General features: G+C 45.7%; 25 protein-coding genes. 10 read left to right on the top strand and 15 right to left on the bottom strand.

What is annotated here, in order from left to right; genetic code table 11:
- Positions 1 to 67: 67 nt before the first annotated feature.
- Entirely contained in the window at positions 68 to 1,051 is a 984-nt protein-coding gene (gene cmoB / locus HCJ96_RS13830; protein ID WP_169211661.1) for a tRNA 5-methoxyuridine(34)/uridine 5-oxyacetic acid(34) synthase CmoB, read from the bottom strand.
- Between the two features lie 39 nt (positions 1,052 to 1,090).
- Positions 1,091 to 1,822 (bottom strand): carboxy-S-adenosyl-L-methionine synthase CmoA, encoded by a 732-nt coding sequence (gene cmoA / locus HCJ96_RS13825; RefSeq protein WP_169211660.1) that lies wholly within the window; start codon positions 1,820 to 1,822, stop codon positions 1,091 to 1,093.
- Positions 1,823 to 1,989: 167 nt separating this feature from the next.
- Here cmoA and HCJ96_RS13820 point away from each other — a divergent pair, with 167 nt between their 5' ends.
- Entirely contained in the window at positions 1,990 to 2,625 is a 636-nt protein-coding gene (locus tag HCJ96_RS13820) for a response regulator transcription factor (protein WP_169211659.1), read from the top strand.
- A gap of 1 nt (position 2,626) precedes the next feature.
- Complete coding sequence (gene add / locus HCJ96_RS13815; protein ID WP_169211658.1) at positions 2,627 to 3,628, top strand: adenosine deaminase; 1,002 nt, start codon at positions 2,627 to 2,629, stop codon at positions 3,626 to 3,628.
- Between the two features lie 150 nt (positions 3,629 to 3,778).
- Here the strand turns inward: add and fadE are convergent, their stop codons facing one another.
- From fadE to purM, 4 genes are all read right to left on the bottom strand, one after another.
- Positions 3,779 to 6,244 carry an acyl-CoA dehydrogenase FadE gene (gene fadE, locus HCJ96_RS13810; protein WP_169211657.1) on the bottom strand — a complete coding sequence of 822 codons (2,466 nt, stop codon included), beginning with the start codon at positions 6,242 to 6,244 and terminating at the stop codon, positions 3,779 to 3,781.
- Between the two features lie 209 nt (positions 6,245 to 6,453).
- Entirely contained in the window at positions 6,454 to 7,182 is a 729-nt protein-coding gene (locus HCJ96_RS13805) for a DUF3108 domain-containing protein (protein ID WP_343034724.1), read from the bottom strand.
- Positions 7,175 to 7,825: a phosphoribosylglycinamide formyltransferase gene (gene purN / locus HCJ96_RS13800; protein ID WP_169211656.1), complete on the bottom strand. Its 651-nt coding sequence runs from the start codon at positions 7,823 to 7,825 to the stop codon at positions 7,175 to 7,177. Before purN ends, HCJ96_RS13805 begins: the two co-directional genes overlap by 8 nt.
- Positions 7,825 to 8,862: a phosphoribosylformylglycinamidine cyclo-ligase gene (purM, locus tag HCJ96_RS13795; RefSeq protein WP_169211655.1), complete on the bottom strand. Its 1,038-nt coding sequence runs from the start codon at positions 8,860 to 8,862 to the stop codon at positions 7,825 to 7,827. Before purM ends, purN begins: the two co-directional genes overlap by 1 nt.
- 256 nt (positions 8,863 to 9,118) lie before the next feature.
- Here purM and HCJ96_RS13790 point away from each other — a divergent pair, with 256 nt between their 5' ends.
- Both HCJ96_RS13790 and hda read left to right on the top strand, forming a co-directional pair.
- On the top strand, positions 9,119 to 10,165 hold the full coding sequence (locus tag HCJ96_RS13790; RefSeq protein ID WP_169211654.1) for a DUF2066 domain-containing protein: 1,047 nt from the start codon (positions 9,119 to 9,121) through the stop codon (positions 10,163 to 10,165).
- Positions 10,158 to 10,922, top strand: coding sequence for a DnaA regulatory inactivator Hda (gene hda / locus HCJ96_RS13785; RefSeq protein ID WP_169211653.1), 765 nt, complete (start codon positions 10,158 to 10,160; stop codon positions 10,920 to 10,922). The genes HCJ96_RS13790 and hda overlap by 8 nt, the downstream gene beginning before the upstream one ends.
- A gap of 74 nt (positions 10,923 to 10,996) precedes the next feature.
- Here hda and HCJ96_RS13780 read toward each other — a convergent pair whose 3' ends face one another.
- The 4 genes from HCJ96_RS13780 to arsC are packed head-to-tail and all read right to left on the bottom strand — an operon-like array spanning position 10,997 to position 14,276.
- Positions 10,997 to 12,910: an Ig-like domain-containing protein gene (locus HCJ96_RS13780; RefSeq protein ID WP_169211652.1), complete on the bottom strand. Its 1,914-nt coding sequence runs from the start codon at positions 12,908 to 12,910 to the stop codon at positions 10,997 to 10,999.
- 2 nt (positions 12,911 to 12,912) lie between these two features.
- A complete protein-coding gene (locus HCJ96_RS13775) occupies positions 12,913 to 13,329 on the bottom strand; it encodes a DUF2069 domain-containing protein (protein ID WP_169211651.1) in 417 nt (138 codons plus the stop codon).
- An 18-nt stretch (positions 13,330 to 13,347) separates the two neighbouring features.
- A complete protein-coding gene (gene wrbA / locus HCJ96_RS13770) occupies positions 13,348 to 13,923 on the bottom strand; it encodes an NAD(P)H:quinone oxidoreductase (RefSeq protein ID WP_169211650.1) in 576 nt (191 codons plus the stop codon).
- Entirely contained in the window at positions 13,923 to 14,276 is a 354-nt protein-coding gene (gene arsC / locus HCJ96_RS13765; protein WP_169211649.1) for an arsenate reductase (glutaredoxin), read from the bottom strand. The genes wrbA and arsC overlap by 1 nt, the downstream gene beginning before the upstream one ends.
- 72 nt (positions 14,277 to 14,348) lie before the next feature.
- On the opposite strand from arsC, the gene HCJ96_RS13760 reads away from it, so the two are divergent.
- On the top strand, positions 14,349 to 14,867 hold the full coding sequence (locus tag HCJ96_RS13760) for a TlpA family protein disulfide reductase (RefSeq protein WP_246261415.1): 519 nt from the start codon (positions 14,349 to 14,351) through the stop codon (positions 14,865 to 14,867).
- Here the strand turns inward: HCJ96_RS13760 and bepA are convergent.
- Positions 14,853 to 16,316: a beta-barrel assembly-enhancing protease gene (bepA, locus tag HCJ96_RS13755; RefSeq protein WP_169211648.1), complete on the bottom strand. Its 1,464-nt coding sequence runs from the start codon at positions 16,314 to 16,316 to the stop codon at positions 14,853 to 14,855. The two genes, HCJ96_RS13760 and bepA, sit on opposite strands and share 15 nt — an antisense overlap.
- Before the next feature lie 323 nt (positions 16,317 to 16,639).
- Here bepA and HCJ96_RS13750 point away from each other — a divergent pair, with 323 nt between their 5' ends.
- A complete protein-coding gene (locus HCJ96_RS13750; protein ID WP_169211647.1) occupies positions 16,640 to 17,713 on the top strand; it encodes an AI-2E family transporter in 1,074 nt (357 codons plus the stop codon).
- Between the two features lie 50 nt (positions 17,714 to 17,763).
- Here the strand turns inward: HCJ96_RS13750 and bcp are convergent, their stop codons facing one another.
- Positions 17,764 to 18,225, bottom strand: a complete 462-nt coding sequence (bcp, locus tag HCJ96_RS13745) for a thioredoxin-dependent thiol peroxidase (RefSeq protein ID WP_169211646.1) — start codon at positions 18,223 to 18,225, stop codon at positions 17,764 to 17,766.
- A complete protein-coding gene (locus HCJ96_RS13740) occupies positions 18,203 to 18,763 on the bottom strand; it encodes a glycine cleavage system transcriptional repressor (RefSeq protein WP_169211645.1) in 561 nt (186 codons plus the stop codon). Before HCJ96_RS13740 ends, bcp begins: the two co-directional genes overlap by 23 nt.
- Positions 18,764 to 18,937: 174 nt before the next feature.
- Here HCJ96_RS13740 and dapA point away from each other — a divergent pair, with 174 nt between their 5' ends.
- The 4 genes from dapA (at position 18,938) to HCJ96_RS13720 (ending at position 22,757) form a co-directional block, all read left to right on the top strand.
- The gene (dapA, locus tag HCJ96_RS13735; RefSeq protein ID WP_169211644.1) at positions 18,938 to 19,834 is read left to right on the top strand and encodes a 4-hydroxy-tetrahydrodipicolinate synthase; all 897 of its coding nucleotides are present in this window, start codon (positions 18,938 to 18,940) and stop codon (positions 19,832 to 19,834) included.
- Positions 19,835 to 20,932, top strand: coding sequence for an outer membrane protein assembly factor BamC (gene bamC, locus HCJ96_RS13730; RefSeq protein WP_169211643.1), 1,098 nt, complete (start codon positions 19,835 to 19,837; stop codon positions 20,930 to 20,932).
- A gap of 13 nt (positions 20,933 to 20,945) precedes the next feature.
- Positions 20,946 to 21,659, top strand: a complete 714-nt coding sequence (gene purC / locus HCJ96_RS13725; RefSeq protein ID WP_169211812.1) for a phosphoribosylaminoimidazolesuccinocarboxamide synthase — start codon at positions 20,946 to 20,948, stop codon at positions 21,657 to 21,659.
- Positions 21,660 to 21,827: 168 nt separating this feature from the next.
- The gene (locus HCJ96_RS13720) at positions 21,828 to 22,757 is read left to right on the top strand and encodes a GGDEF domain-containing response regulator (protein ID WP_169211642.1); all 930 of its coding nucleotides are present in this window, start codon (positions 21,828 to 21,830) and stop codon (positions 22,755 to 22,757) included.
- On the opposite strand, the gene yfaE is transcribed toward HCJ96_RS13720, so the two are convergent.
- Together yfaE and nrdB are read right to left on the bottom strand one after the other, a co-directional pair.
- Positions 22,754 to 23,029, bottom strand: a complete 276-nt coding sequence (yfaE, locus tag HCJ96_RS13715) for a class I ribonucleotide reductase maintenance protein YfaE (RefSeq protein ID WP_169211641.1) — start codon at positions 23,027 to 23,029, stop codon at positions 22,754 to 22,756. The genes HCJ96_RS13720 and yfaE overlap by 4 nt on opposite strands.
- A gap of 17 nt (positions 23,030 to 23,046) precedes the next feature.
- Positions 23,047 to 24,177 (bottom strand): class Ia ribonucleoside-diphosphate reductase subunit beta, encoded by a 1,131-nt coding sequence (gene nrdB / locus HCJ96_RS13710; RefSeq protein ID WP_169211640.1) that lies wholly within the window; start codon positions 24,175 to 24,177, stop codon positions 23,047 to 23,049.
- Positions 24,178 to 24,196: the final 19 nt, after the last annotated feature.

The following is a 24,196-nucleotide window of genomic DNA, read 5'->3' as shown; positions in this document are numbered from 1 at the left end:
CCTGCACACCTATACTGTAATAACGATTTAGTCTAGTGATAAGATTAGCGTGAAGTCAGCCAGCGGATTAAGCTCGCGTTGCAACCAGAACTGCACGTTTTGGGGCAGGGGCTCCTTCGATCGTTTTTGACACATCGTTAGGATCAAGAAAATCTTTCAACGAATTATTGGTCATCCACTCAGTGCTGCGCTGTTCTTCTAACGTCGTGGTATTTACGTCCACTGCTTTGATATCTTCAAAGCCCAGTCGGCTTAACCACACTTTAAGCGCCTCAACACTCGGTAAAAACCAGACATTGCGCATTTGTGCGTAACGTTCACCTGCCATCATCACGGTGTTTTCATCGCCGTCGACTACCAGGGTTTCCAACACAAGCTCACCGCCGCGCCGAAGTTGATGCTTCAGTTGATTTAAAAACAGCATGGGATCTTTACGATGGTATAACACGCCCATGGAAAACACTGTGTCGAAAGCGTTTAACGGCTGCATCTGTTCTATTCCCAAGGGTAAAAAATGGATATGTTCGTGTTTAATAAAATGCTGGATGGCGTGAAACTGAATTAAAAAAAGCTGTGTCGGGTCAATGCCATACACACCTTTGGCGCCTTCGCCCAGCATGCGCCACATGTGGTAACCGCTACCACAACCCACATCCAGCACATACCGGTCTTTTAATGAAGAAATATGGGGTGACACACGATCCCATTTCCAGTCTGAGCGCCACTCAGTATCTATGTGAATGCCATGTACGTGAAACGGACCTTTCCGCCATGGCATAAATTGCTTCAGTAACCCTGTGATCTGCTTATGCTGATAATCGGTGATGTCCTCAGATTTGCCGATGGTGACACTGTCGTGCAGTTGTATGTCATCGGGAGAGGTCGCAGGTAATTTTTGCAGTAATTTACACCACTTATTAAATTCGCCATGCAACTCGTGTTTCTGCCAGTGTTCAATCTGTGCAGGCAAGGTTTGCAGCCAGTGGGCGAGCGGGGTATTGAGCAAACTCTGATAACAGTGTGCGAACCAGATATCCTGTAAACGACTCATGAAAATCTTTTTTACCTTTTTTATTCTTGTACTGTGGATTTACTTTATCGCCACAAGCGAAGTGAAGTTGTAGCACTTAAACCACATCACTACATCCGCAAAACCGCTATCACGTAAGCGTTTTTCATGGTCAGCGAACGTGTCAATTAACATGACTTTCTCCAGCGCCGCTCTTTTCTGGCTGATCTCTAACTCGCTGTAACCATTATTGCGCTTGAATTGATGGTGTAAATCAATTAACAGTTCGTTACCTGCAGTTGACGGATGTCGGATCTTTTCCGATAACACCAGCACACCACCTGGGTTTAATCCCGCGTAGATTTTGTTTAGTAAAGCTTTTCTGTCAGCAGGAGGAATAAATTGCATAGTGAAATTCATGACTACCATAGACGCATTTTCAATCACTACATTTTGAATATCGTCGCAGATAACCTTTATTGGATTGGGTAACGAGAAGCCGGCGACGATACGTTTACAGCGTTCAGTCATGGCTGGTGAATTATCTACGGCAATTATTTCGCAGGGATGGTCTGCGGTGGCGCGCGCGATTGATAAACTGGCTGCACCCAGCGAAGAACCTAAATCATAAACTCTTGAGTGCGTGCTGACATGGCGGCTGGCGATTTCGCCAATGGTGTGAATGATGGATTCATACCCCGGGACCGAGCGTTGGATCATATCAGGGAAGACATCTGCAACCGCTTCATCAAATGCAAAATCTCTCACTGACTGCATGGGTTTTGCAAATATGTTGTCCGATTTATGTGCCATGTTATTCACCAATGGTTTTGAGGGCGCTTATTTTACCTGCTTAGACTGAATTGCCAAATTTTTCGCATTTTTGTGGTTAATTTTGCAACAATTTTGACTTAAGTCTTCAACTTCAGCATTATACGTATTACCCTTAGAGAATAATAATATAGCTGACTGATTATTCAATGACGCAACTATTAATCGCAGATGATCATCCACTGTTCAGGGAAGCGATGATGTCAGCCCTGCAACCTCACTTTCCTGATTCAACCATGTATCAGGCATATGACTTGGAAAGCATGCTGACTGCTTTGCAAGAACATCCCTCTATTGAGCTCATTTTGCTTGATTTAACCATGCCTGGCTGTGCGTATTTTAATGGTCTCATTACACTACGTGAAAAATACCCTAAAATTCCAATAGCTGTCATCTCAGCTACCGAAGAGGTGGATGTAGTTGCCTTAGTGATGGATTTAGGTGCCAATGCGTATATTCCAAAATCAGGTTCAATTGCCCAGGTTGCTGAAGCGCTTTCTGCAGTAAAAGAAGGCGAAAAGTGGTTACCTGACTCGATGGATGATGAAATCCAGCATGCGGATACCAGCTTAATCGATATTTTGTATCGGTTTAGAAGCCTGACCGGAAAACAAGTGGAAGTGTTGCAGCATTTGCATGCGGGTTTGATGAATCGCCAAATTGCAGAGAAGATGAATGTGACAGAAGCAACGGTAAAAGCTCACATCAGTGCAGTGCTGCGTACGCTAGACATCAAAACACGTACTCAGGCAGTGCTGATAATGACCAAATTGCAATTGGTTTAGCATGATTGATTATGGGCTTCCCGTTATTGATCTGCATCGGCACTTAGATGGAAACATCAGACCCTCCACTATTTGGGATTTAGCGCAGCAACATCATATTGCTTTACCAGCAAACAATGCTGAAGAAGTTTCTGCGCTTGCCCAGATTCACGATCGTACCAGTGACCTGTTGGCGTTTTTGAAAAAACTCGATTATGGCGTATCAGTTCTGGCTGATCTGGATGCCTGTTATCGTGTTGCCTATGAAAACTTGCAGGACGCAAAAGCAGAACAACTTGACTATGTTGAGCTTCGCTTTTCGCCATATTATATGGCGAAAACACACCAGTTGTCGGTCGAAGCAGTGGTGGAGGCCGTTGTTCAGGGGGTGCGCGATGGTGAAGCTGAGTTCGGGGTGAAGGCTAATCTGATTGGCATTCTAAGTCGCACATTTGGCGCGGACGTTTGCCAGATAGAATTACAGGGTCTGCTTGCGCATAAGGGGGAGATTGTCGCGCTTGATTTGGCCGGCGATGAAGCTGGTTTTCCTGCTCCCTTATTCGACCGACATTTCAAACAAGCAAGAGATGCGGGTTGGTCCATAACCGTGCATGCAGGCGAGGCCGCTGGCAGTGACAGTATCTGGAATGCAATCAAAATACTGGGCGCTAGCAGAATTGGTCATGGCGTGGCAGCAAAGGATGATCCTGAGCTTTTAGCCTACCTGGCTACTAACCAAATTGGTATTGAAAGTTGCCCCACCTCGAATTATCAAACCACTACACTGGTAGATACTGCCCGTCATCCAATGCGTTCGTTTTTCGACCAGGGGATTGCGGTCACGCTGAATACCGATGATCCAGGCGTGTCGGCTATTGATTTAGCTCATGAATATAAGGTTGCGCATGACGTGATTGGGTTCAACAAAGCGGAATTAGCGCAGATTCAGTTAAATGCGTTGGAGCAAGCGTTTTTGCCTGAGGCCGAAAAAAACGAAATAAAAAAACGCAAATCAACAGATTAATTTTTACTTTTATTTACCTGTTACCCCAGTTTACTTATCGATACCGTTAGCATCCTTTGATCACACTGACTTGTCACGCTAGATAGCAAAAGGGCTGCAAACGCAGCCCTTAAATTCTATTTCATATTAAAATAGACGGTGGCAGCGTGGCTAAGCCGCTTTCGTCTTACGCCCGTTTTTTGATTTAGACTTGGTAGTCTGATTGGCGATTAATTCTTCATGCTCAAAATCGTCTACATTGATAATGTGCAAACGGCCTGCTTCGGTCTTACGAAGTTGTGCAGCCTCATCCTCGTTTATCCAACCCTGCTCAAGCGCTTCGTCAGCTAGTTTATCCAATCGGGTGAAAGAGAGCTTTTCACCTTTGTGCTTGCTGATCCGCTCAAAAATTGGCTCGCTGGCTAAAATATCGTCCAATGTTTGCTCCAATTCACCGAATGGGTTGCCCCTTTCTCGAGCCAAATATTGCCCCTCTCCAAGACGACTTCTCGCCGCACAGGGTTGTTGGAGTATTAGGGCGATCTTATGCTCGATATGATCTGACGGTTTGCTGCATCGGCGACCAAATGGCATTACCACTGCGCGTAGGAAGAACGCGACGGGTTTATTGGGAAAGTTGGCCAGAAAATCATCGATGGCAGTTTCAATATCATGCAGTGTGTCCATCATGGCCCAGTGCATCAGTGGCGCATCTTCGTGCAGACGACCATCTTCATCAAAACGCTTCAGGGTAGCGCTGGCTAAAAATAAACCACTGAGAATGTCACCTAATCGTGCAGACAATCTTTCTCTTCGCTTGAGATCGCCGCCCAGCACGCCCATAGAGACATCTGAGAGTAGTGCCAGGTTTGCACTGAAGCCTTGCAGAAGTCGGTAATAGTGGGCTGTACTGTCTTTGAATGGGCTACTATGTAAATAGCCTCCGGTAAATGAAAACCACTTGCTGCGAACGAAATTCGACAGCGTAAAACCAATATGACCAAACACGGCTTTATCAAACTCATCTAACCGTTCTTCCCGATCTTCAAGGTTGGCCGCGTGAATTTCACTTAACACAAAAGGATGGCAGCGCATGGCGCCCTGGCCAAATATCATCATGTTGCGGGTCAGGATATTCGCTCCCTCAACGGTAATTGAGATAGGTGCGCCCTGATAACCACGGCCAAGATAGTTGTTTGGCCCAAGCATGATCCCTTTACCACCATGCACATCCATGGCGTCATTAATGACCTGACGCATTTTCTCGGTCAAATGGTATTTGCTTATTGCTGAAATAACCGAGGGTTTCTCACCCAGTCCAATTCCCACGGTAGAAAAACGGGTAACGCTATCCATCAGATAAGCATTACCGCCTATCCGGGCAAGCATCTCCTCGACGCCTTCCATTTGTCCTACCGGAATACGGAATTGGCGACGAATACGTGCGTATGCACCGGTTGCCAAAGCAACTTGCTTCGCACCTCCGGCAGCGGTGGATGGCAGGGTAATGCAGCGCCCAACCGACAAACATTCCACCAGCATGCGCCAACCACGTCCCGCCATTTTTTGACCGCCGATGATGTAGTCGAGCGGAACAAATATATCTTCGCCCTGAATAGGACCGTTCTGAAATGGCGTATTAAGCGGAAAATGGCGACGACCGATCTCCAGCCCCTTGGTATCCCGAGGAATGAGCGCACAGGTTATGCCCAGGTCCGCTTCTTCGCCCAATAATCCGTCAGGATCCTGTAGTTTAAATGCCAGCCCGATGAGCGTGGCGATCGGGGCCAGAGTGATATAGCGTTTGTTAAACGTCAAACGCATACCAACAATTTCTTTCCCTTCCCATTGACCCTTGCAAACGACGCCAACGTCAGGAATCGCCCCTGCATCAGAACCCGCTTCCGGGCCGGTGAGAGCAAAGCACGGGATCTCTTCGCCGCTGGCAAGACGCGGTAAATAATAATCCTGCTGCTCCTGCGTACCGTAATGTTGCAGCAGCTCGCCGGGGCCTAATGAATTAGGCACACCTACAGTACTGGATAATACTGCACTGGTGCCGGCCAATTTTTGTAATACCCGTGACTGAGCATAGGCTGAAAATTCCAGACCACCGTACTTCTTCTTAATGATCATCGCAAAGAATTTGTGCTCTTTCAGGTACGCCCATATTTCAGGCGACAAGTCCGCGTCGATATGGTTAATTTGCCATTCGTCAACCATAGCGCAGACACGGTCGACCGGACCGTCAAGAAAAGCTTGTTCTTCAGCGGTTAAGCGTCCTTTGGGGATACTGTGTAATTTATCCCAATTGGGGTTGCCGCTGAAAATATCACCATCCCACCATACTGTTCCTGCATCAATGGCTTCCTGCTCGGTGCTGGACATCTCAGGCATGACGCGCCGATAAAATGCCAAAAGCTTGCTCGTGATGAGTTGTTTACGTAATGACGGCACAACCAGTGGTATGGCAATGGCCAGAAATACCAGCCAGCCTAACCAGTCAATTTCAGAGAACAAGGTACCGATGACCATGATCCCCGCAACCACTGCTGCTGCGGTGGTCAGACTCGCGCGTTTGTAACTGGCTATACTCAGGGCAACCAGAATGATTAACAACCAGATAAATTCAGCCATTAGTATGTCTCCTCAAAAAACGGCTTGGCAATTCAGTTTTGCATAACGTGAATTGGTTACTCAGACACGACTCTATAGCGTGAAATGAGGTCAGACCAGAATAGTTTAAAACTATAATTAAAGCGGGAAAAGATCAAGGTTAATTCAATGTGATTGAATACGAATTGTACGGCAATTCTGATTAGGTCGGTGCGACAAGGGCAGGGTAATTAGTTCAGCCGGGAATAGCTTGTTAACTTTATATCCCCTTGTTCATCGTCGTCTTTAAACTGTTGAAGTCGCACAAGGTTATGGTCCAGTTCGGGCGCAAACCAGGCGTAAGTTTCTCGTGTACTTGATTGCCTGACTATCTCGACCTTTATGGTACTCAATTCGCCGTAGGGTAAGGATAAGGTTTCTGTACCCACTACGTCGATTTGATAGGTTTTAGGCTCACCGCGATAGTTGATGAAATCGTAGGTCAGTGATTTTTTCCCAGCGGCAATCTGACGAGGTAAATCGATCCGATAGAGCTGATTATCTAATTCTGCTTTCCAATCCAGAGCAGACGATTCATTAACTAAAATTTGTCGCTCAGGTTGTTCAACAAACTTCAGTTTTAATTTTTTGTCAGCTCCCGTTCCAGAGCGACTGTAGTAGTACTGCGATGGGATAAATTGACCATCCTCAAAGGTAAAAATTGAGTGTTCGTAACGTTTATCAGATAAGAAAAATTTCGATACGTCGGAAGAATAGGTGAGTGAGTATTGATTTTTAGAAAGCTTTTCCAACTTAAGTGCTGCGGTACCAATATCATCATCCCATTTGTAGGCTCGGTACTCGGCTTCAAACGGGATCAGGGGCTCAGCCACGGCGCTGACCTGAGCAGCCAAAATCAAAGATATAATGGCAAAGAAGCCCCTATGTTTAATCGATTTCAGCTTACTCAATTTACTCACTGGCATAGCCTGATTGTGGAAGACGTCGTTCATCCATTATGGCGGCATTTTCAGACATTACCAACCTGCCTTTACAAAACCACTGCAAAACAAGCGGATATATATGTCGTTCCTGCTCCTGGACGCGTGCGGCGAGTTCCTCTTCCGTGTCATCAGCAAAAACGGGCACCCGGCTTTGTATCACCACGGGTCCACCGTCAAGCTCAGGCGTAACAAAATGCACACTGACCCCGTGTTCCTGATCACCATTGTCAATGGCTTGCCGATGGGTATGCAAACCTTTGTACTTGGGCAGCAGAGATGGGTGAATATTAAACATTCTGCCAGCATAGTGATTAACAAACTCTGCGGTTAAGATGCGCATAAATCCAGCGAGCGCAATACAGTCGGGCTGATGTTGGTCTATTAATTCCATCAGCGCCTGGTCGTAGCTTTCACGATTGTCGAAGGCTTTATGATCAAGACAATGCGTAGGTATATCGGCTAATTTGGCTCTGGTCAGCCCGTATGCATCAGCGCGATTGGCAATCACACACGCGATGCTTGCTTCCAGTTTTCCAGCGGCTATGGCGTCAATCATCGCTTGCAGGTTAGACCCGTTGCCAGAAATTAATACACAAATTGAAGGTACAGCAGACGTCATTAGTTTATCTCAACCGCCTTGTCAGTATCTTTTGTTTCGATTTGGCCGATCAGCCACGCATTTTCACCCTGATCCTGTAAAAAGGCGATGGTCTGGTCAACATCATGCTCATCAACCACCAGTATCAAGCCGACGCCACAGTTAAAAGTACGGTACATTTCGTGACGCTCAACATTGCCCTTACGTTGTAACCAGTTAAAGATGGCCGGCCAGTGCCAACTGCTTTCATCAATCACCGCCTTACAATTATCAGGCAAAACTCTTGGGATATTTTCCCAGAAGCCACCTCCGGTAATGTGGCTTATTGCTGAAACATTAACTTTTTCCAGCAAGGCCAGCACAGACTTAACGTAAATTCTTGTTGGGGCCAGTAAATGATCCTTAATGGCCTTGCCATCAAACTCAGTGGACAGATCGGTTTCAGACACCTCTATGATCTTTCGAATCAGCGAAAATCCATTTGAATGCGGCCCCGATGAAGCTAATGCGATAATCTTCTGACCGGGCTTAACCTGACTGCCGTCAATCACTTTGTCAGCTTCAACCACGCCGGTACAAAACCCAGCAATATCATAATCACTGCCGTGATACATTCCAGGCATTTCAGCAGTTTCGCCACCAATTAACGCGCAACCAGCCTGCTCGCATCCCTTACCTATGCCAGCAACCACCTCTGCGGCGACATCCACATCTAGTTTCCCGGTGGCGTAATAATCCAGAAAATAGAGTGGTTCTGCCCCAAGAACGATTAAATCGTTGACGCACATGGCGACCAGGTCAATACCAACGCCATCATGCACCCCGGCATCCATCGCCAAGCGTAATTTGGTGCCAACACCATCTGTACCCGATACCAGTAACGGTCGCTTGTATTTGGCGGGAATTTCGCAAAGTGCGCCAAAACCGCCCAGGCCGCCTTTGACTTCTGGCCGATGCGTGCGTTTGGTAACTTCTTTAATTCGCTCGACAAGTTGATTTCCAGCATCAATATCTACGCCAGCATCTTTATAGCTAAGTGGGGTGGTTTTATCGCTCACAATATCGCCCTGGTTCGGTAGTGGTAGGAAAAACGCGAATTCTATCAGGTAGTGATGGTAAGTCCAATCATGTTACCGGATTTTTCATGCACGCTCATTAAGGATAAAAAACACTTTAGCAGGTGAAAAACTTTTTCAAATAGCACACAATAACGCCTCATTTTTTCGAATTCAGTTTTCTGTGAAGGTTGCCAATCGTTTGATGTCTTTTATTGTTAGATCCACATTCTTTTTTGCGCTTACATGCATCATATCATTGAGTCTGGTTTCTTCCGTTTACGCCAGTGTGACAGTTCAGGCAAATATTGCGAAAGTACCGGTACAGGATCAATCCAGCCAGACTCAGAAAAAGGCTGAAAAGCAAGCGCTGCAACAAACGTTGGTAAAAATGAGCGGGCGCGCAGATATCCTTGAAATGGCCTCGGTCAAGCAATGGCTGGCTAATCCGCAACGGTTTTTGCGCTCTTACCAATATGAAACCAATCAGAATCAATTAATGTTCGTAGCCGAGTTTGATTACGAATCGCTGCTTCAGCGTTTGCATGCGGAAGGTTTACCGGTATGGGGCAATCGGCGTCCCGAATCGCTATTGTGGTTGGCGATAGAGGGAGAACGGGGACAACGCATTATCGTCGATGAAGCGCAGCGGTCAACGATTACCCGTACTATTCGACAAAACGCAGTAGAACGCGGCGTACCGCTTAGCTTGCCATTGATGGATCTGGCGGACAACGACGCGATTTCTGTTTATGATGTGTGGGGAAGGTTTGCCAGAACGCTTTCTCAGGCTTCACAACGCTATAGTGCCGATTATGTGATCGGTGCGCGAATCTATGCGGTGACCGCCGACAACAGTGCTGAAACTGACAATGAAGCGCAGGGCGAGTACGCCACAGACTGGATTTTCATTGGTCGTTCACAATCTGAATTCGGCACTTTATACGGTGACTCTATTGAAGAGTTAGCCGCAGCAATAATCAATGCGTTTGCCGATCATCTTGGCCAGCAGTTCGCTGTGGTTGCCGGCACAGGTGATGGGCAGTCGGATATCATTCAAATATCCGTCGCCAATATCAATTCGCTGGAAAAATATGTTCATTCACAACGGTATTTGGAAAGTTTAAGCGTGGTACGCAACGCAACATTAGTACAACAAAAAGGCTCGGTAGCCACATATGATGTGAAGTTGGTTGGCACGGTGGACGATTTTATTAAAAATCTGTCGTTACAGTCTCGGCTATTGCCTGTTAACGATACCTTTGGGCAGCCGTTGGAAGGATTGAATTTTTACTGGGATGAATAGCAAAATATCTAATCAGGCGGTACAACTTCCATTGCCTGTAAGCTTACCCGTAGATGAAACCTTCTCCAGTTTTGTGGTTGGGGAAAATGATCTACTGGTTGACTTGTTGAGTCAACTGGCGGACACGGCGTTCGATAATGGCAGACAGGTACTGGACTTAATTTCGGGTCAAAATCTGCCATTAATTAATATAGTGGGCGGCAAAGGACGAGGAAAAAGTCATTTGTTGTTTTCTATATGTCACGAGCTGGCTGAGCGACAGGCTACTCATATCTATTTAAATCTTGAAGATTACATACATTTACATCCCCAGGTGCTCGATGGTCTTGAGCAGGTCACTATTATTTGCCTTGATAATATTCATGCGATTGCGGGGAGCAGTGAGTGGGAACTGGGTTTGTTCGACTTAATCAACCGGGTATCAGAAGGCGGGATTTCTACGCTTGTCTGCACATCTGAACTCGGCCACGCACATCCAGATTTTAATTTGCCCGATCTTCGCTCACGGCTGGGGTGGGGAATTACCTTTCAGTTACAGGCGTTGTCAGAAGAAGACCGCAAAACCGTTATCCGCTTACGTGCTAAACAGCGGGGATTGAAGTTGTCAGAACCTGCGCTGGATTATCTGCTCAATCGAAGTGATCGCGATCTCCCCTCGTTACTGAGTGTCCTTGATCGTCTTGATGAAAGGTCGCTGCAAGAGAAGAAGCGTCTTACATTAACGCTGGTCAGGCAAGTCATTGACGACGAAAGTTAAACCCAAGCCGGTTTAACTTTCGTAATTATTTTTTCAACCGCAGTGAAATGCGTTACAACATTTTGCAAACGCGATTAATTTAACTTACCTTCCATCACGGCAACCGGTAACAATGGCTGAATCTCAGGCCTGTCTTTCGCCAATACTTTTTGTGAGCGGAAGAGCGACAATGATTCGGTGGATTCAATGGTTTCGCCATCCAGAACAAGTGTTTCGTACCAGTCTTCACCTTCAGGTAACAGCTGCGGCTCGGGAAGGCTAGCTTGGATCTCATCCACGTTTAATTCTGGCAAAATCCGGTTTACCACATACTTCGCCCGTGGTTGCACGCTTGATTGATTGATGCGGTTACGCTGACCCCAGGTGAGAACGTATTCTTCGTTTTCAAATGTCTCGGCGGTAAACACACCTACATCTGACGATGCCTTTATACGATAGAGCATCATAAACTGCTCAAATAGCGTAGCGTAATCTTCTCTGCTGGTGTAATACGAATAAAACGATGACGCCACATCATCCTGGTAAAAAGCGGCGACATCGGCGGCGGTATAGGCTTTTTGTTCAGCAGTGGCGGTCTCGCCGCCAAAATTTACCTGCGCCAAGGCATGTAATTCAGGTGACATCAGCGGCAAGCTGGTTTCCAGGCCATCTGATTTTGGGGCATTATCTTCAAACCAGTCGAATGGCGTTGTAGAAAGAGGGATCTGCGACCAACTGGCGTAATTGAAAAAGTCGTTTGCGTGACCCAGTTCGTGGTACAGCAACCAGTCAATGGCCTGCTCAACGCCCAGTTGTGTGCGCGTGTTGCGAAGTTCGGGGGCAAGACCGGGTTGCGGATAATAGTACTCACCGTCTTTTACATACCGCCAGGTTGTGCGGTAAGCTAACTCATTGCCAAAGGCACTGCGGTAATCCGGTTCAGTATTTAACGTATCTCGTTCAGCGGGGGTTCGCCAAAAGTTTCTGGCATCCAGGTATATTGCTCCGGTTACCACCCAATAAAACGAGGGGCGAATATCATACGATATGACTACGGCTGTCACCGCCCTGAGCAATGACAGCATGTCATCACCTGCCGGGGCGTTCTCAAGATACTTTTTAAATGCATTTCCCATCCAGGGGTGAGAGACATAGGTTCTGTTTAAAATGTCGTCGATGGTTGGCGATTCTGTTTCTTGTCCTATCAGCGGAAGGGTTTCAAATTCGCACGGATAAGTGATTCTGTTGTTATAAACGCATTCATCCAGAGCGTCAGCATAAGGACTATCTTTACGATAGGCCTGCATATGACTGGAGGTATACATTTCGCTGCGGGTGAAAAATGCATCATCGACAATTTCCATGTCTTTGACCAGCACCTGTGCTTCATCCGATGCATCGGAACCATCATCGTATTGGATGGTGGCACGGTAGGCGATGATCACGTCACTAGTGACACGGGGTGCATCAAAATAAATGTTTTGTTTCGGATCATCATTGTCGTCATACACGACATCAACTGCAGCAGGCCCTGCGGTCTGTTGCCAACTAACAGACTCTATCGTTTTAGTAGAATTGTTATCCACTCGCAACGAGATACGTCCGCCTTCAGCAGCTTGATGGTCTACTCTGACAACCGCATCTGGTGTTTCCCCCTCAATAACGGTCAGGCTGTAGTCTGTATTAATAGCACGGCCTGAGGCGGTTCTTGCGCTAATGGTAAACAGATAATCACCTGCTGTTGGGGCATCGAAACCCACCACCTGAGTGTGAGCGGTCAACAGTTTAAGATTTTCCTGATCTACCCGCCAGTTGACCGACGATAAAGACGAATTATCGCTCGCTGTGACCACCAGGCCAACTGAGTCACCTACAACCACTTCACTGGGACCAGAAATGACTAATTCAGGGGCGTTTGCGGGAGGAGGGCTGTTAGTCGGACCATCGTTATCTCCCGAGCCACCACAGCCGACAACAAAAGCCACACTTAGATATGAAACCCAACGCATTACTACACTCCTTTAAACCTGTCGCGCTCTTCCTGCATTTCTTGTTTTAGTTTTTTCAATCCTAAGTTTAACTCTCTTCCCCGCTTTCGCGCAAAAAAACTACAACCGATAAACATGAGCGTACTCAATACAATTTCAATAATGCCGTAAACACGCAGTGCGGGTTCTGCGTAACTAATTGTGAAACCGTGCAGGAGGTAGAACATCACAATGAAATTTGCCCACGCGTGAGTGTAAGGTTTTGCCTGGATGATGCCTTTAAGAGGAAGTAGTAGCGGTAAAATATAGACCAGAAAAATAAACAGTCCGGAATAGGGGGTGTCTTCTACTACTACGAAATTCCAGCTGGCAACCAAAATGAGTAACCCTGCATAAGAAAGTAACGCTAGATAACGATAAAAAGACGTGGATAAATTCATACAGCAATCACTTCATATTCAATTGAGTTTTTTGGCTAACTCAGCCAGTCGTTTACCCTGGGCGAAACACAATTCACGCTCGTGCTCAGATAGGTCGCTGTTATTATCAAACGCAACGTGAGAAACACCATAAGGTGAGCCTCCTGTTCTGGTTTCATGAAGCGCAGGTTCGGAATAGGGTAACCCGCAATATAGCATGCCATGATGTATTAGCGGTAGCATCATACTTAGCAGCGTTGTCTCTTGTCCGCCGTGCATACTGCTGGTAGACGTAAACACACAACAGGGTTTATCGATTAATGCACCTTTCAGCCAACTTTCGCTGGTACTGTCGAGAAAGTGTTTCAGCGGCGCCGCCATATTGCCAAAGCGAGTTGGGCTACCCATAGCCAGTGCACTACAGTACTCAAGATCCTTCAGCGTAACTTCAGGAGGAATACCCGTTAATGCGGCTGGCTTGCTTTCCTGACTTAATGAGGGAACGGTTCTTACCATTACCGGCACATCAATACTTTCAATCCCTTTGGTGATGGCGTCGGCTAGCTTTTTGGTACTGCCATTGCGACTGTAATACAACACTAATATTGGATTCATCAAAGAATTTCCAAAACAGATTCTGGCGGCCGTCCGATGCGTGCTTGATTATTCTTTATCACTACTGGGCGTTCTAACAGTTTAGGATAGGCTACCATCGCATCGAACAGCGCGTCATCAGACGAAGTCGTTTTACTCAACCCCGCTTGTGCAAATTCCACCTCTTTTGGCCGCATCATTTGAATGACTTCATTGATATTTAACTGTTGGAAGAGTTGCTGTAACTCAGCCTTGTTTAATGGCTGTTTTAAGTATTCGACGACTTCGGCCTGAATCCCTTTCTCTTCTAACAGTGCCAGTGTCTGTCGACTTTTCGAGCAGCGTGGATTGTGAAGAATTTTAACAGTAGACATAATGTTCTTTTCTATGATGATATGAATGCGGACACTATTGCGATTTTGTAAACAATTATCAAGAGGTAATCAATGACGATGCAAGAAACGGGTAAATCGTCGCCAACTAAAGGGGTTTTTTTCGTTATTGCACTTTTAGTCGGCATCGCCAGTCTGGTATTGGGAGTTATCGCAGCTAATCGAGTTAATGCTGACTTTGAAACTGCCAACGGCGTTGAATATCGCTGGCAGCAATTTGAAGGGAAGTGGGTAGTAGTGAATTATTTTGCCAAATGGTGCGCGCCTTGTTTACGCGAGTTACCTGAGTTAAATCGCTTTGCCAAATCGACGGGAAATAACATCAAGCTGTTTGGGGTTAACTATGACCCTATGGCAGCAGCTGATTTAGCAGCTATGATCGCTGAATTCGATATACAGTTCGAGGTGATCCCAAATGACCCGGAAAACACGTTGCCCACGCCAACGCCAAGCTATTTACCGGCAACATTTATTATCTCGCCAGAGGGCAAAGTCGCCGCTTCATTATTCGGTGAGCAAACTGAAGCCGGGCTTATCCAAAAAATCGATGCGCTTAAATCACAATCGCTTTAAGCGTTCTTCTTCCTCGCGCAGTTGCTTGATGCGGGCGCGAATCTTTTGCTTTTCCAAATGATTTTCTTCAGCAAAGTTATAGGCATGTTGAAGCTCATCCACGGCGCGAGAATATGCGCCATAAAGTGCAAAGGTTTCCGCCTTGCTCTGATGCATATCTTTCATCTGGCGAGAATTTCTATAAGCTTCGGTTAAGAGCTGATAAGGCAACTGATACTGGCTGTTGACCAGCAAAAAATCTTTTAATATTGCAATGGCTTTTTGATGTTGGCCCGCCTCAATCATTGCGTTGGCCTGATTTAAGGCCAGCACCTGATTTCGTGGCGCACGCGCAAGATGCGGCGCTAATCTGTCGATGGCTTCTTCGTATTGTTTTTGGGCTAATGAAATGTCGGTTGCAACATCAAGGTAAAATAAATTTTCAGGGTGCTGTTTCAGCAATGGCGCTAATACCTGTTCTGCCTCTTTATATTTTTCTGCACGCAAGTATGCCAGTGCCAGCCCGTAATGCGCGGCTTGATCAATTTTGAATGCCTTCTTATCCACCGCAGCTTTAAAATAGTCCAGCGCATAGTTTGGCTCAAACACATAGCGCGCCATCACGCGCGCGCGGGCTAAATGAAATGAAAGGCTTTCAGCTACATGCACCTTGGGATAACTGCTGGCTCGTGTTCTGGCATCAGCAATACGGGTCTCCGTCAGCGGGTGCGAGAGCAATCGCGCAGGAGGACGTGAAACCAGACGATATTCCTCTGCCAGTGTCGAAAAGAACGAAGCGGCGCCTTCGGGATCAAAGTTTGCGCGCGACAACATGGCAATACCGATGCGGTCAGCTTCCTGCTCATTTGAGCGGGTATAGTCTATTTGCATTTGCGCCGACGCCGCCTGTCCGGTTTGCATCACCGCCATACCCGCCTGCGGATCGGCCATAGCAACAAGAATTCCGCCAATCAAAGAAGCAATAGCAATAGGAGTAGAGCGTTGCTGTGACTGTATGCGCCGCGCTAAGTGCCGCTGGGTAACGTGGGCCACTTCATGAGCCAGTACCGAAGCCAGTTCACTTTCAGATTGAGCTTTAAAAATCAGCCCTGTATGCACGCCTATATGACCGCCAAAAAACGCAAAGGCGTTCAGTGCATTGTTATTGACCCAAAAAAACTTGAACGGAAATTTTACGTTTTCAGCTTGAGCGACTAATCGGTTACCTAAATCCTGAAGGTATTCATCAAGTAGCGGATCAGCAACAATCGGCGACTGCGCACGCATTTGACGCATCACGGCGTCGCCAATGATGATTTCTTTATCTAATGGCAAGGCGTCGGATGCGACGACACCTATTTCCGGGAGCGCATTTTTATTACTAAATGTGCCTTCCTGGGCTACTGCGGCTAATGCTAAGCCAAGAGTTAAACACCCTGTTAATCGTAATGTTCGCGCTAATAATCTCATTAATCCTGCCAAAATCGAGCACTGCAATTGCGTATATGCTGCCTTAGAGTCATTTACTATCAGTAGGTTTCGCATTTCGTCTTACACTGACGACAAATTAACGCAGCCGTACTGAGCATGCCCCAATGCAAAAAGTAATACGTCTGGTGTAAGACTTTGTATTAAATGGTCATCTTATCCTAATTTTCAAACGTAGATTCAATAAAATATCATGTTGAGAGAATAATATTTGCATCAGCAAACGGAATAATTATATTGCGGGTGCTTAAGCATTTACCTATCATGCCAATCCTGAAACCGAGGTCGTTTTAGCGGGAATAATTATGCTAAGTGTGTTTGGTCGCTGGTATCGTCGAAAGTTTTCCGATCCCGATGCAGCGATGTTACTTGTACTGATTCTTTTGTCCACAGCGGTAATTGTGTTCTGGGGAGGGCTTATCATGCCCGTCCTGGTAGCTGCAGTGATAGCCTATCTGCTTGACTGGCCGGTCAACAGGTTAATGCGAATCGGGGTGGGGCGCGGTTTGGCATGCGGCGTGGTGCTTTCACTTTTCATCGGTATTACGGTGCTTATCTTAATTGGGCTGATGCCAATTATTTCCAAGCAAAGCGTGAACCTTATTCAGGAAACGCCGCTGATATGGCAGCGCGCTCAGGATTGGTTGATTACGCTCCCGCAAAAGTATCCAGACTATGTGCAGGTGTATCAGATTCACAATATGATGGAAGGTCTTAATGATAAACTGGTTGAGTTTGGAGAACAGTTATTATCGGCTTCATTCAGTTCAATTGGAAATCTGGCTGCATTACTGGTGTACCTGATTCTGGTCCCGCTGATGGTGTTTTTCATGCTTAAGGACAAAGCGTTTTTTCTAACCAGTATTTCCAGTTTGTTGCCTAAGGAACGTCGTTTAATCACCCAGGTTGGTCACGAGATGAATGCGCAGATCGCTAATTATATCCGCGGTAAAGTCATTGAAATTGTGATTGTCGGTGCCGTCTCATGCATTACTTTTGTGCTAATGGATTTGCGCTACGCCATGTTGTTAGGGGTGTTGGTTGGTTTGTCGGTGCTTATCCCCTATATCGGCGCGGCCGTGGTAACGATTCCAATAGCGGTAGTGGCGATGTTTCAATGGGGAATAAGCCCGGAGTTTTGGTACCTGATGACTGCGTACGGCATCATTCAGGCATTGGATGGCAACGTGCTGGTACCCATTCTATTTTCAGAAGCAGTGAGTCTGCATCCTCTGTATATTATCGTTGCGGTATTGTTTTTTGGAGGCTTGTGGGGTTTTTGGGGCGTATTTTTTGCCATTCCACTGGCAACCCTGGTGAAAGCTGTTATCACCGCCTGGTCGAGTAATCCAAACGCCACCAAGGTAGAAAGCGTCTAGGTATAATTGCCCATCTGAAGCGCCAGCCTAGATGGGCAAAACGAAGCTGTTCAGGCTAAATAATCCAGCACCACCTGATGATGCTCTTTGGTTTTAAACTTGTCGAAAACTTTCTCGATTTTTCCGTTTTCGTCGATCAAGAAACTGATACGATGAATTCCATCGTACTCTTTGCCCATAAACTTTTTTAAACCCCATACGCCAAATTGTTCTGCTACCGCATGATCTTCATCTGATAGCAGCGTAAAATTCAGATTTTCTTTCTCGATGAACTTGGGCAGACGTTTTACCGGATCAGGGCTGATACCTAGAACCACCACATTTTTGTCTTGCAATTCAGTTTTGCTGTCGCGAAGATTTTGGGCTTGGACAGTACAGCCTGGCGTCATTGCCTTAGGGTAGAAGTAAACCAGTACTTTTTTGGCTTTGAAGTCATTTAATGACACCTGATCACCATTCTGATCAGGTAAGGTGAACAAAGGTGCGCTGTCACCAGCTTGTAGTGTGTTCATTTTCTTCCTTCTTTTGCTTATCGGTAACCTTACCGGTTACATTTAATGTCTCAAATAACCTGTTTAATGCTGATTTAAGCTCACTGAAATCAACCGAATTGGGCGCGTTGACCACAAATTTACATCGCATTGTTTCCTGTTGTGTCTGGCTGTCGCGAAAGGTGCGTTGCCGAAATGCGCTGATTGACGCATTACGTTCAGCAAAAAATCCCGTGACCGCTTGTACTAACCCTGCTGCATCGGCACCGCTGAATTCGACATTAAACAAGTGCTCAAGATTTTGCTTTTCATGATGGCTGGTACGCTTCATCAGCGAGAGTAAGTCGAGTCGCTGGCAAACTGCTGGAAGCGTACATTCCGCTCGGGTAATTGCCGTGTGTGATCCTTCCAGAATCATGGTAAGCGAAAACTCTTTACCATAAATGGCCTGTCGGCTATCTAAAATATTACATTGTACTTCAGAGACCGTTGCCGCTATCTGACTCAAAATCCCACTTTTGTCAGTACCGAGGATTGTCACTATCAATTGCTGCTTCATGAAAACATTTCCAGTCTGGGGAAGCACAAATGGTAGCACAGAGTTTTTTCCTGTTACTACATCCAATCTGAAATGCAAAAAAAAAGTTCGGTTTTTGCAATTGTGCGCTACAGAGCGCTTGTTTTTACTAGTTTAGGTAATTACCATGTTGCCTTCCCAACGATGAGGTTTCTAATGTTTAAAGGCAGCTATGTTGCACTTATTACGCCGATGGATGATCAAGGCAGGATAGACTATTCGGCTTTAGAAAGGTTGATTCAATTTCATATTGAAAGTGGCACACATGGAATTGTAGCGGCAGGGACAACCGGTGAGTCTGCTACCTTACCGTTTGAAGAACACATTGAAGTTGTTAAACAGACAGTTGCCATGACCGGCGGAACCGTTCCTGTTATTGCAGGCAGCGGTGCAAATTCTACCGCAGAAGCTATCTATCTTAGCGAGCAAATGGCGACGTTGGGAGTGGACGGATTTCTCAGCGTTGTACCGTATTACAACAAGCCTCAGCAAGCTGGAATGATTGCGCATTTTAATGCAATCGCAGACGCGACAGATATACCCCTTATATTGTACAATGTGCCCGGTAGAACGGTTGCCGATATGTTACCCGCAACAGTTGCTGAGCTGGCGCACCATAAAAATATCGTCGGTTTAAAAGATGCAACGGGTGACATAAACCGGCTTAAGCAAACACAGCCATTGGTACCTGAAGATTTCGTTCTGTTGAGCGGAGACGACGCAACCAGTTGCGAATTTTTATGTGAAGGTGGGCATGGTGTCATCTCGGTAACGGCCAATATCCTGCCTGCGACTATCGCCGCTATTTGCAATGCAGCAAAGCAGGGCGATTTCGCCCAATGTAAAGTGCTGGATGAGCAAATTCACGCCTTCCATCATGCGCTGTTTATCGAACCCAATCCGGTTATGCCAAAATGGGCGCTATATAAAATGGGCAAAATTATGTCTGCCAATTTGCGTTTGCCGCTGGTCCTTCCGGAACTAAAAAGTAAAAAACAAATCGAAGCCTTACTTGAAGAACATGCACTCGTTGCACGTAATAAAGGACAATAAATGAAAACACTTCTGGCTTTAGTAAGTGGTACAGTAGTCGTACTTACAGGTTGTGCAAGCCAGCTGGAACGCACGACAGCGTCTGGCAGTTATGAATATTTAGAAGAGCAGGAAAGGGCATCGCTGAAAATTCCAGACGACGTCGATCAACCTGAATTTTCCCGAGATTACGAACTTCCTCCCTTGGGAGAAAAAGCTGACAAACGCATGCTCGGTAGAGATCTTTCCGTGCAGTCGCCTGCGCTGGTTCTTCCTCTCGTCACCGGGTCGCACGTGCAGGAAGGACAAACTGCTGCCACAGTCTGGTTCGATCAGGTTGACGACAGCCAGCCGCTTGAACGTGCGATTTGGAATTCGTTGTTAAGTTTTCTTGAAGAGCAGGGCATCGGTATCGACAAATTTGATCCCGATGCTAACACATTGGTTACCGACTGGATGGTAATTACCAAAGAAGTCGATAGCAAGTGGTATAAATGGTCTTCAACAGAGAGCCAGATAGGCAAGCGTTTTGAGTTTTCATTAGAGAAAAAATCTCATGGCCGCACAGCTGCGCTACATGTTGAACTAAAAGATTATATGGCAACGACCAACGATGACGTTGTAGCGTCTATCAGTGACGCACAAAGACGCCGTGAAGAGGTCGATATCTTAAATCAGGTTATTAATCATTATGAGTATCAGATTCAGCTGGAAGACAGTCGCAAGCTCACCAAAATTCGGCAGGGCTTAGAGATGTCCATGGGGTTTGACGCCGATGGCAATCCGGCCTTTGTGATTGATGAAAAATATGACATCACATGGCCACGGTTGCTACTGGTATTGCGCAAACTGGGCTTTGACGTAAAAGATTTAGATAAGTCAACAGGCTTACTTTTCGTTTCCTATGTAGGCGACGATTCTAGCTGGTTTTCAGACTGGTTTAGTAGCGATGACGAGCTGTTAGAAGAAGATGATTACCGCCTGCAGGTTAAGAAAGCAGGTGAAAAAACCTCGGTTACGTTCATGGATAATGAAAGTAACCCATTTGAAGCCAATATGATTGCTGACATTTATGAGCCTTTTAAAAAGGTGATGTCAGAAGACGATTTAGACATTTAACTTGAGACGTATGATGGAAAAGCGCGACGAACTTTATCGTGGTAAAGCGAAGACAGTGTACCTGACAGATGCAGAAGATAAACTCATTCTGCATTTCAGAAATGATACTTCTGCGTTTGATGGGCAAAAGATTGAACAATTAGAACGCAAAGGTGAAGTGAACAATAAATTTAATCATTTTATCATGTCTAAGCTTGAACAGGCGGGTATCAAAACTCAGGTTGAGGCATTGCTTTCTGATACCGACTCATTAGTTAAAAAACTAAATATGATCCCTGTCGAGTGTGTGGTAAGAAATGTCGCAGCGGGTTCTTTAGTCAGAAGACTGGGCGTAGAAGAGGGCAAGGAGCTGGATCCACCTGTTTTCGAATTTTTTCTGAAAGATGATGCGCTCCATGATCCTATGGTTAATGACTTCCACATTCTTTCATTTGGGTGGGCAACCGAACAGCAAATTGCCAAGATGAAAGAATTAACCTTTAAAGTAAATGCCGTTTTAAAACCGTTGTTTGCGGATGCCGGAATGGTACTGGTTGACTACAAGCTGGAGTTTGGAACGGACAGTGAAGGTAACATTGTTCTAGGTGATGAGTTTACCCCGGATGGTTGTCGTCTATGGGACGCTGAAACCAAGAATAAAATGGACAAAGACCGTTTTAGGCAGGGTTTGGGTAGCGTGGTCGAAACCTATATCGAAGTCGCTAACCGGTTGGGCGTTGAGCTTTAAAGCGGAATTTATTACACCCGCATTTTGCGGGTGTTTATGTTTCTACCTCTGAATTCCAGATTCGATTCTGATTGTGTTACTGACAATAACCTTTCGCAATTAAAGGTTTTTTCATTTAATGTATGATTTCTAAGGTCATAATTCTGCACATTTTTAATGAGGGGTTAGATGTCATCATTTCTTAAGCATGTGTTAAATACACCCAATTCAGGGGCCAAAATCTTTATTGTTGAAGATGATGAAATAACTTTGCAAATGTTGCTGCATAACCTGGGTAAAGATTATCACGTGATTGGCTGCAACAATCCTCTTGACGCCATCAGACAAATGAAAGAGGCGCAACCTGATCTGATCATGCTGGATATGGAAATGCCCTCGTTAAGTGGTCTCGAATTGTGCAAACAAATCAAAACTACACCACAACTTGAAACCCTACCTGTGGTGTTTTTAACTGGCCATGACGATAAGGAAACGCAGTTAAAGTGTTGGGAAGTGGGCTGTGTCGATTTTGTTCCCAAACCCATCGTGTTTGAAACGCTTAATTATCGCCTGCAAACCCATATCAAGTTAAAATTGATTACCGACCGCTTAAGTACACTGGCAATGCTTGACGGATTGACCAACGTTTATAACCGCCGCTATCTTGAAAATTACTTAAAGGAACATGATGTTCAGGAAAAGAGAGATTATCAGGTTTTCACACTGATGATGCTGGATATTGATTACTTTAAACGTTACAACGACAGATACGGGCATCAGCAGGGGGATGAATGTCTTCGTTCCGTAGCCCAGGTATTATCTAAAACAGCCGCCAGAAATACGGATTTTGTTGCCCGTTACGGTGGTGAGGAATTTATTCTGATGCTGCCTGCCACCGACGATAAAGGCGCCAAACTGGTTTCAATGAATATTCATCAGGCATTAGCGAAAAGAAAACATGAGCACGCGGACTCCGAAGTTGGAAGAGTTACTCTCAGCGTGGGTTGTGTAACTGCTGTAGCTCCCCATGCGATTACGCCAATGATTGAAGAAGCGGATAAGTTGTTGTATGAGGCTAAACAGGCAGGCAGAAATCAAACGCGGTTTGGGATTCTTTAAAGCGGGACTTTTATCTTGAGATTACTCTTTGCGATGCAGCAGCAGGGGAGTATTTCATCATCATTAATATAGGCAAGTGGGTCGGTTGTATAATCCACTTCACCCTCGATTAACTGTGTACGGCAGGCCCCACAAAACCCTTCACGGCAATGAAAGTGAATCTCAATGTTCGCGGTTTCAAGGGATTCCAGCAGTGTCTTATCAGATGATGATGTGGCACATCCCACATCAACAACGTCAATGTGGAATGCATCATCTTTTCGGTTCGACATGATGAAGGATGTCTGACCTAAATTTCCATATCCGCGAAATCATCACCACTAACGGATGAATCAATTTGTCCAACCAGATACGAACTGATTTCTGACTCTTGCGGTGCTACCTGTACATTGTCTGAATTCAGGTAGTTATTCATCCAGGGCAGGGGGTTACTCTTGACTGAAAACGGTGCTTCAAGACCAATTGCACTCATACGTTGTACTGCAATATATTCTACGTACTGGCACAAAATATCTTTGTTTAAACCAATCATTGATCCATGCTGGAACAGATAGTCGGCCCACCCTTTTTCCTGTTCCACTGCGGTCAGAAAGATAGCAGTGGCTTCCTCTTTACATTCCTGGGCAATTTCAGCCATCTCGGGGTCATCTTTGCCCTTGGCCCATATATTCAAAATATGTTGGGTAGACGTCAGGTGCAAATTTTCGTCACGGGCGATAAGGCGAATGATTTTTGAGTTACCTTCCATCAACTTGCGCTCTGCAAAAGCAAAAGTACAAGCAAAAGACACGTAGAAGCGAATTGCCTCCAGAGCGTTGACCGAGTTCATGCAAAGATACAGTTTCTTCTTCAGTTCACGCATGGTGATTTCATGTGTTTCACCATTAACGGTATGCACACCTTCGCCTTGTGTCTGCCAAAGTTGGGTGGCAAAGATCAAATCATCATAATAGCGAGAGATATCTGTCGCTCGACGCTTGATTTCTTCATTAGCAACGATGTCATCGAACACACTGCTGGGATCAGAAAACAGATTTCTGAGTATATGGGTATAAGAGCGCGAATGAATAGTTTCAAAAAATGACCAGGTTTCAATCCAAGTCTCTAATTCTGGCAAAGAAACAATCGGTAACATCGCGATGTTGGGGCTACGGCCCTGCACAGAATCCAGTAGTGTCTGATACTTTAAATTGGAGATAAAAATATGTTTTTCAGGGTCAGTGAGTTTTTGAAAATCAACTCTGTCCCTGGAAACATCAACTTCTTCTGGACGCCAGAAGAAACTGATTTGTTTCTCAATGAGTTTCTCAAATATGTCATGCTTTTGCTGATCGTAACGCGCTACGTTAACAGGATTTCCGAAAAACATCGGTTCAGCAAGAGGGTTAACAATTTTTTGGTTAAACGTTGTGTATTTCATAAATGCTCAATAGAAATCT

This window comes from Alteromonas ponticola (assembly GCF_012911815.1).
Lineage (GTDB): Bacteria > Pseudomonadota > Gammaproteobacteria > Enterobacterales > Alteromonadaceae > Alteromonas > Alteromonas ponticola.
Note: the sequence above shows the minus strand (reverse complement) of the source record. Positions and strands in the feature narration are given on the sequence as shown.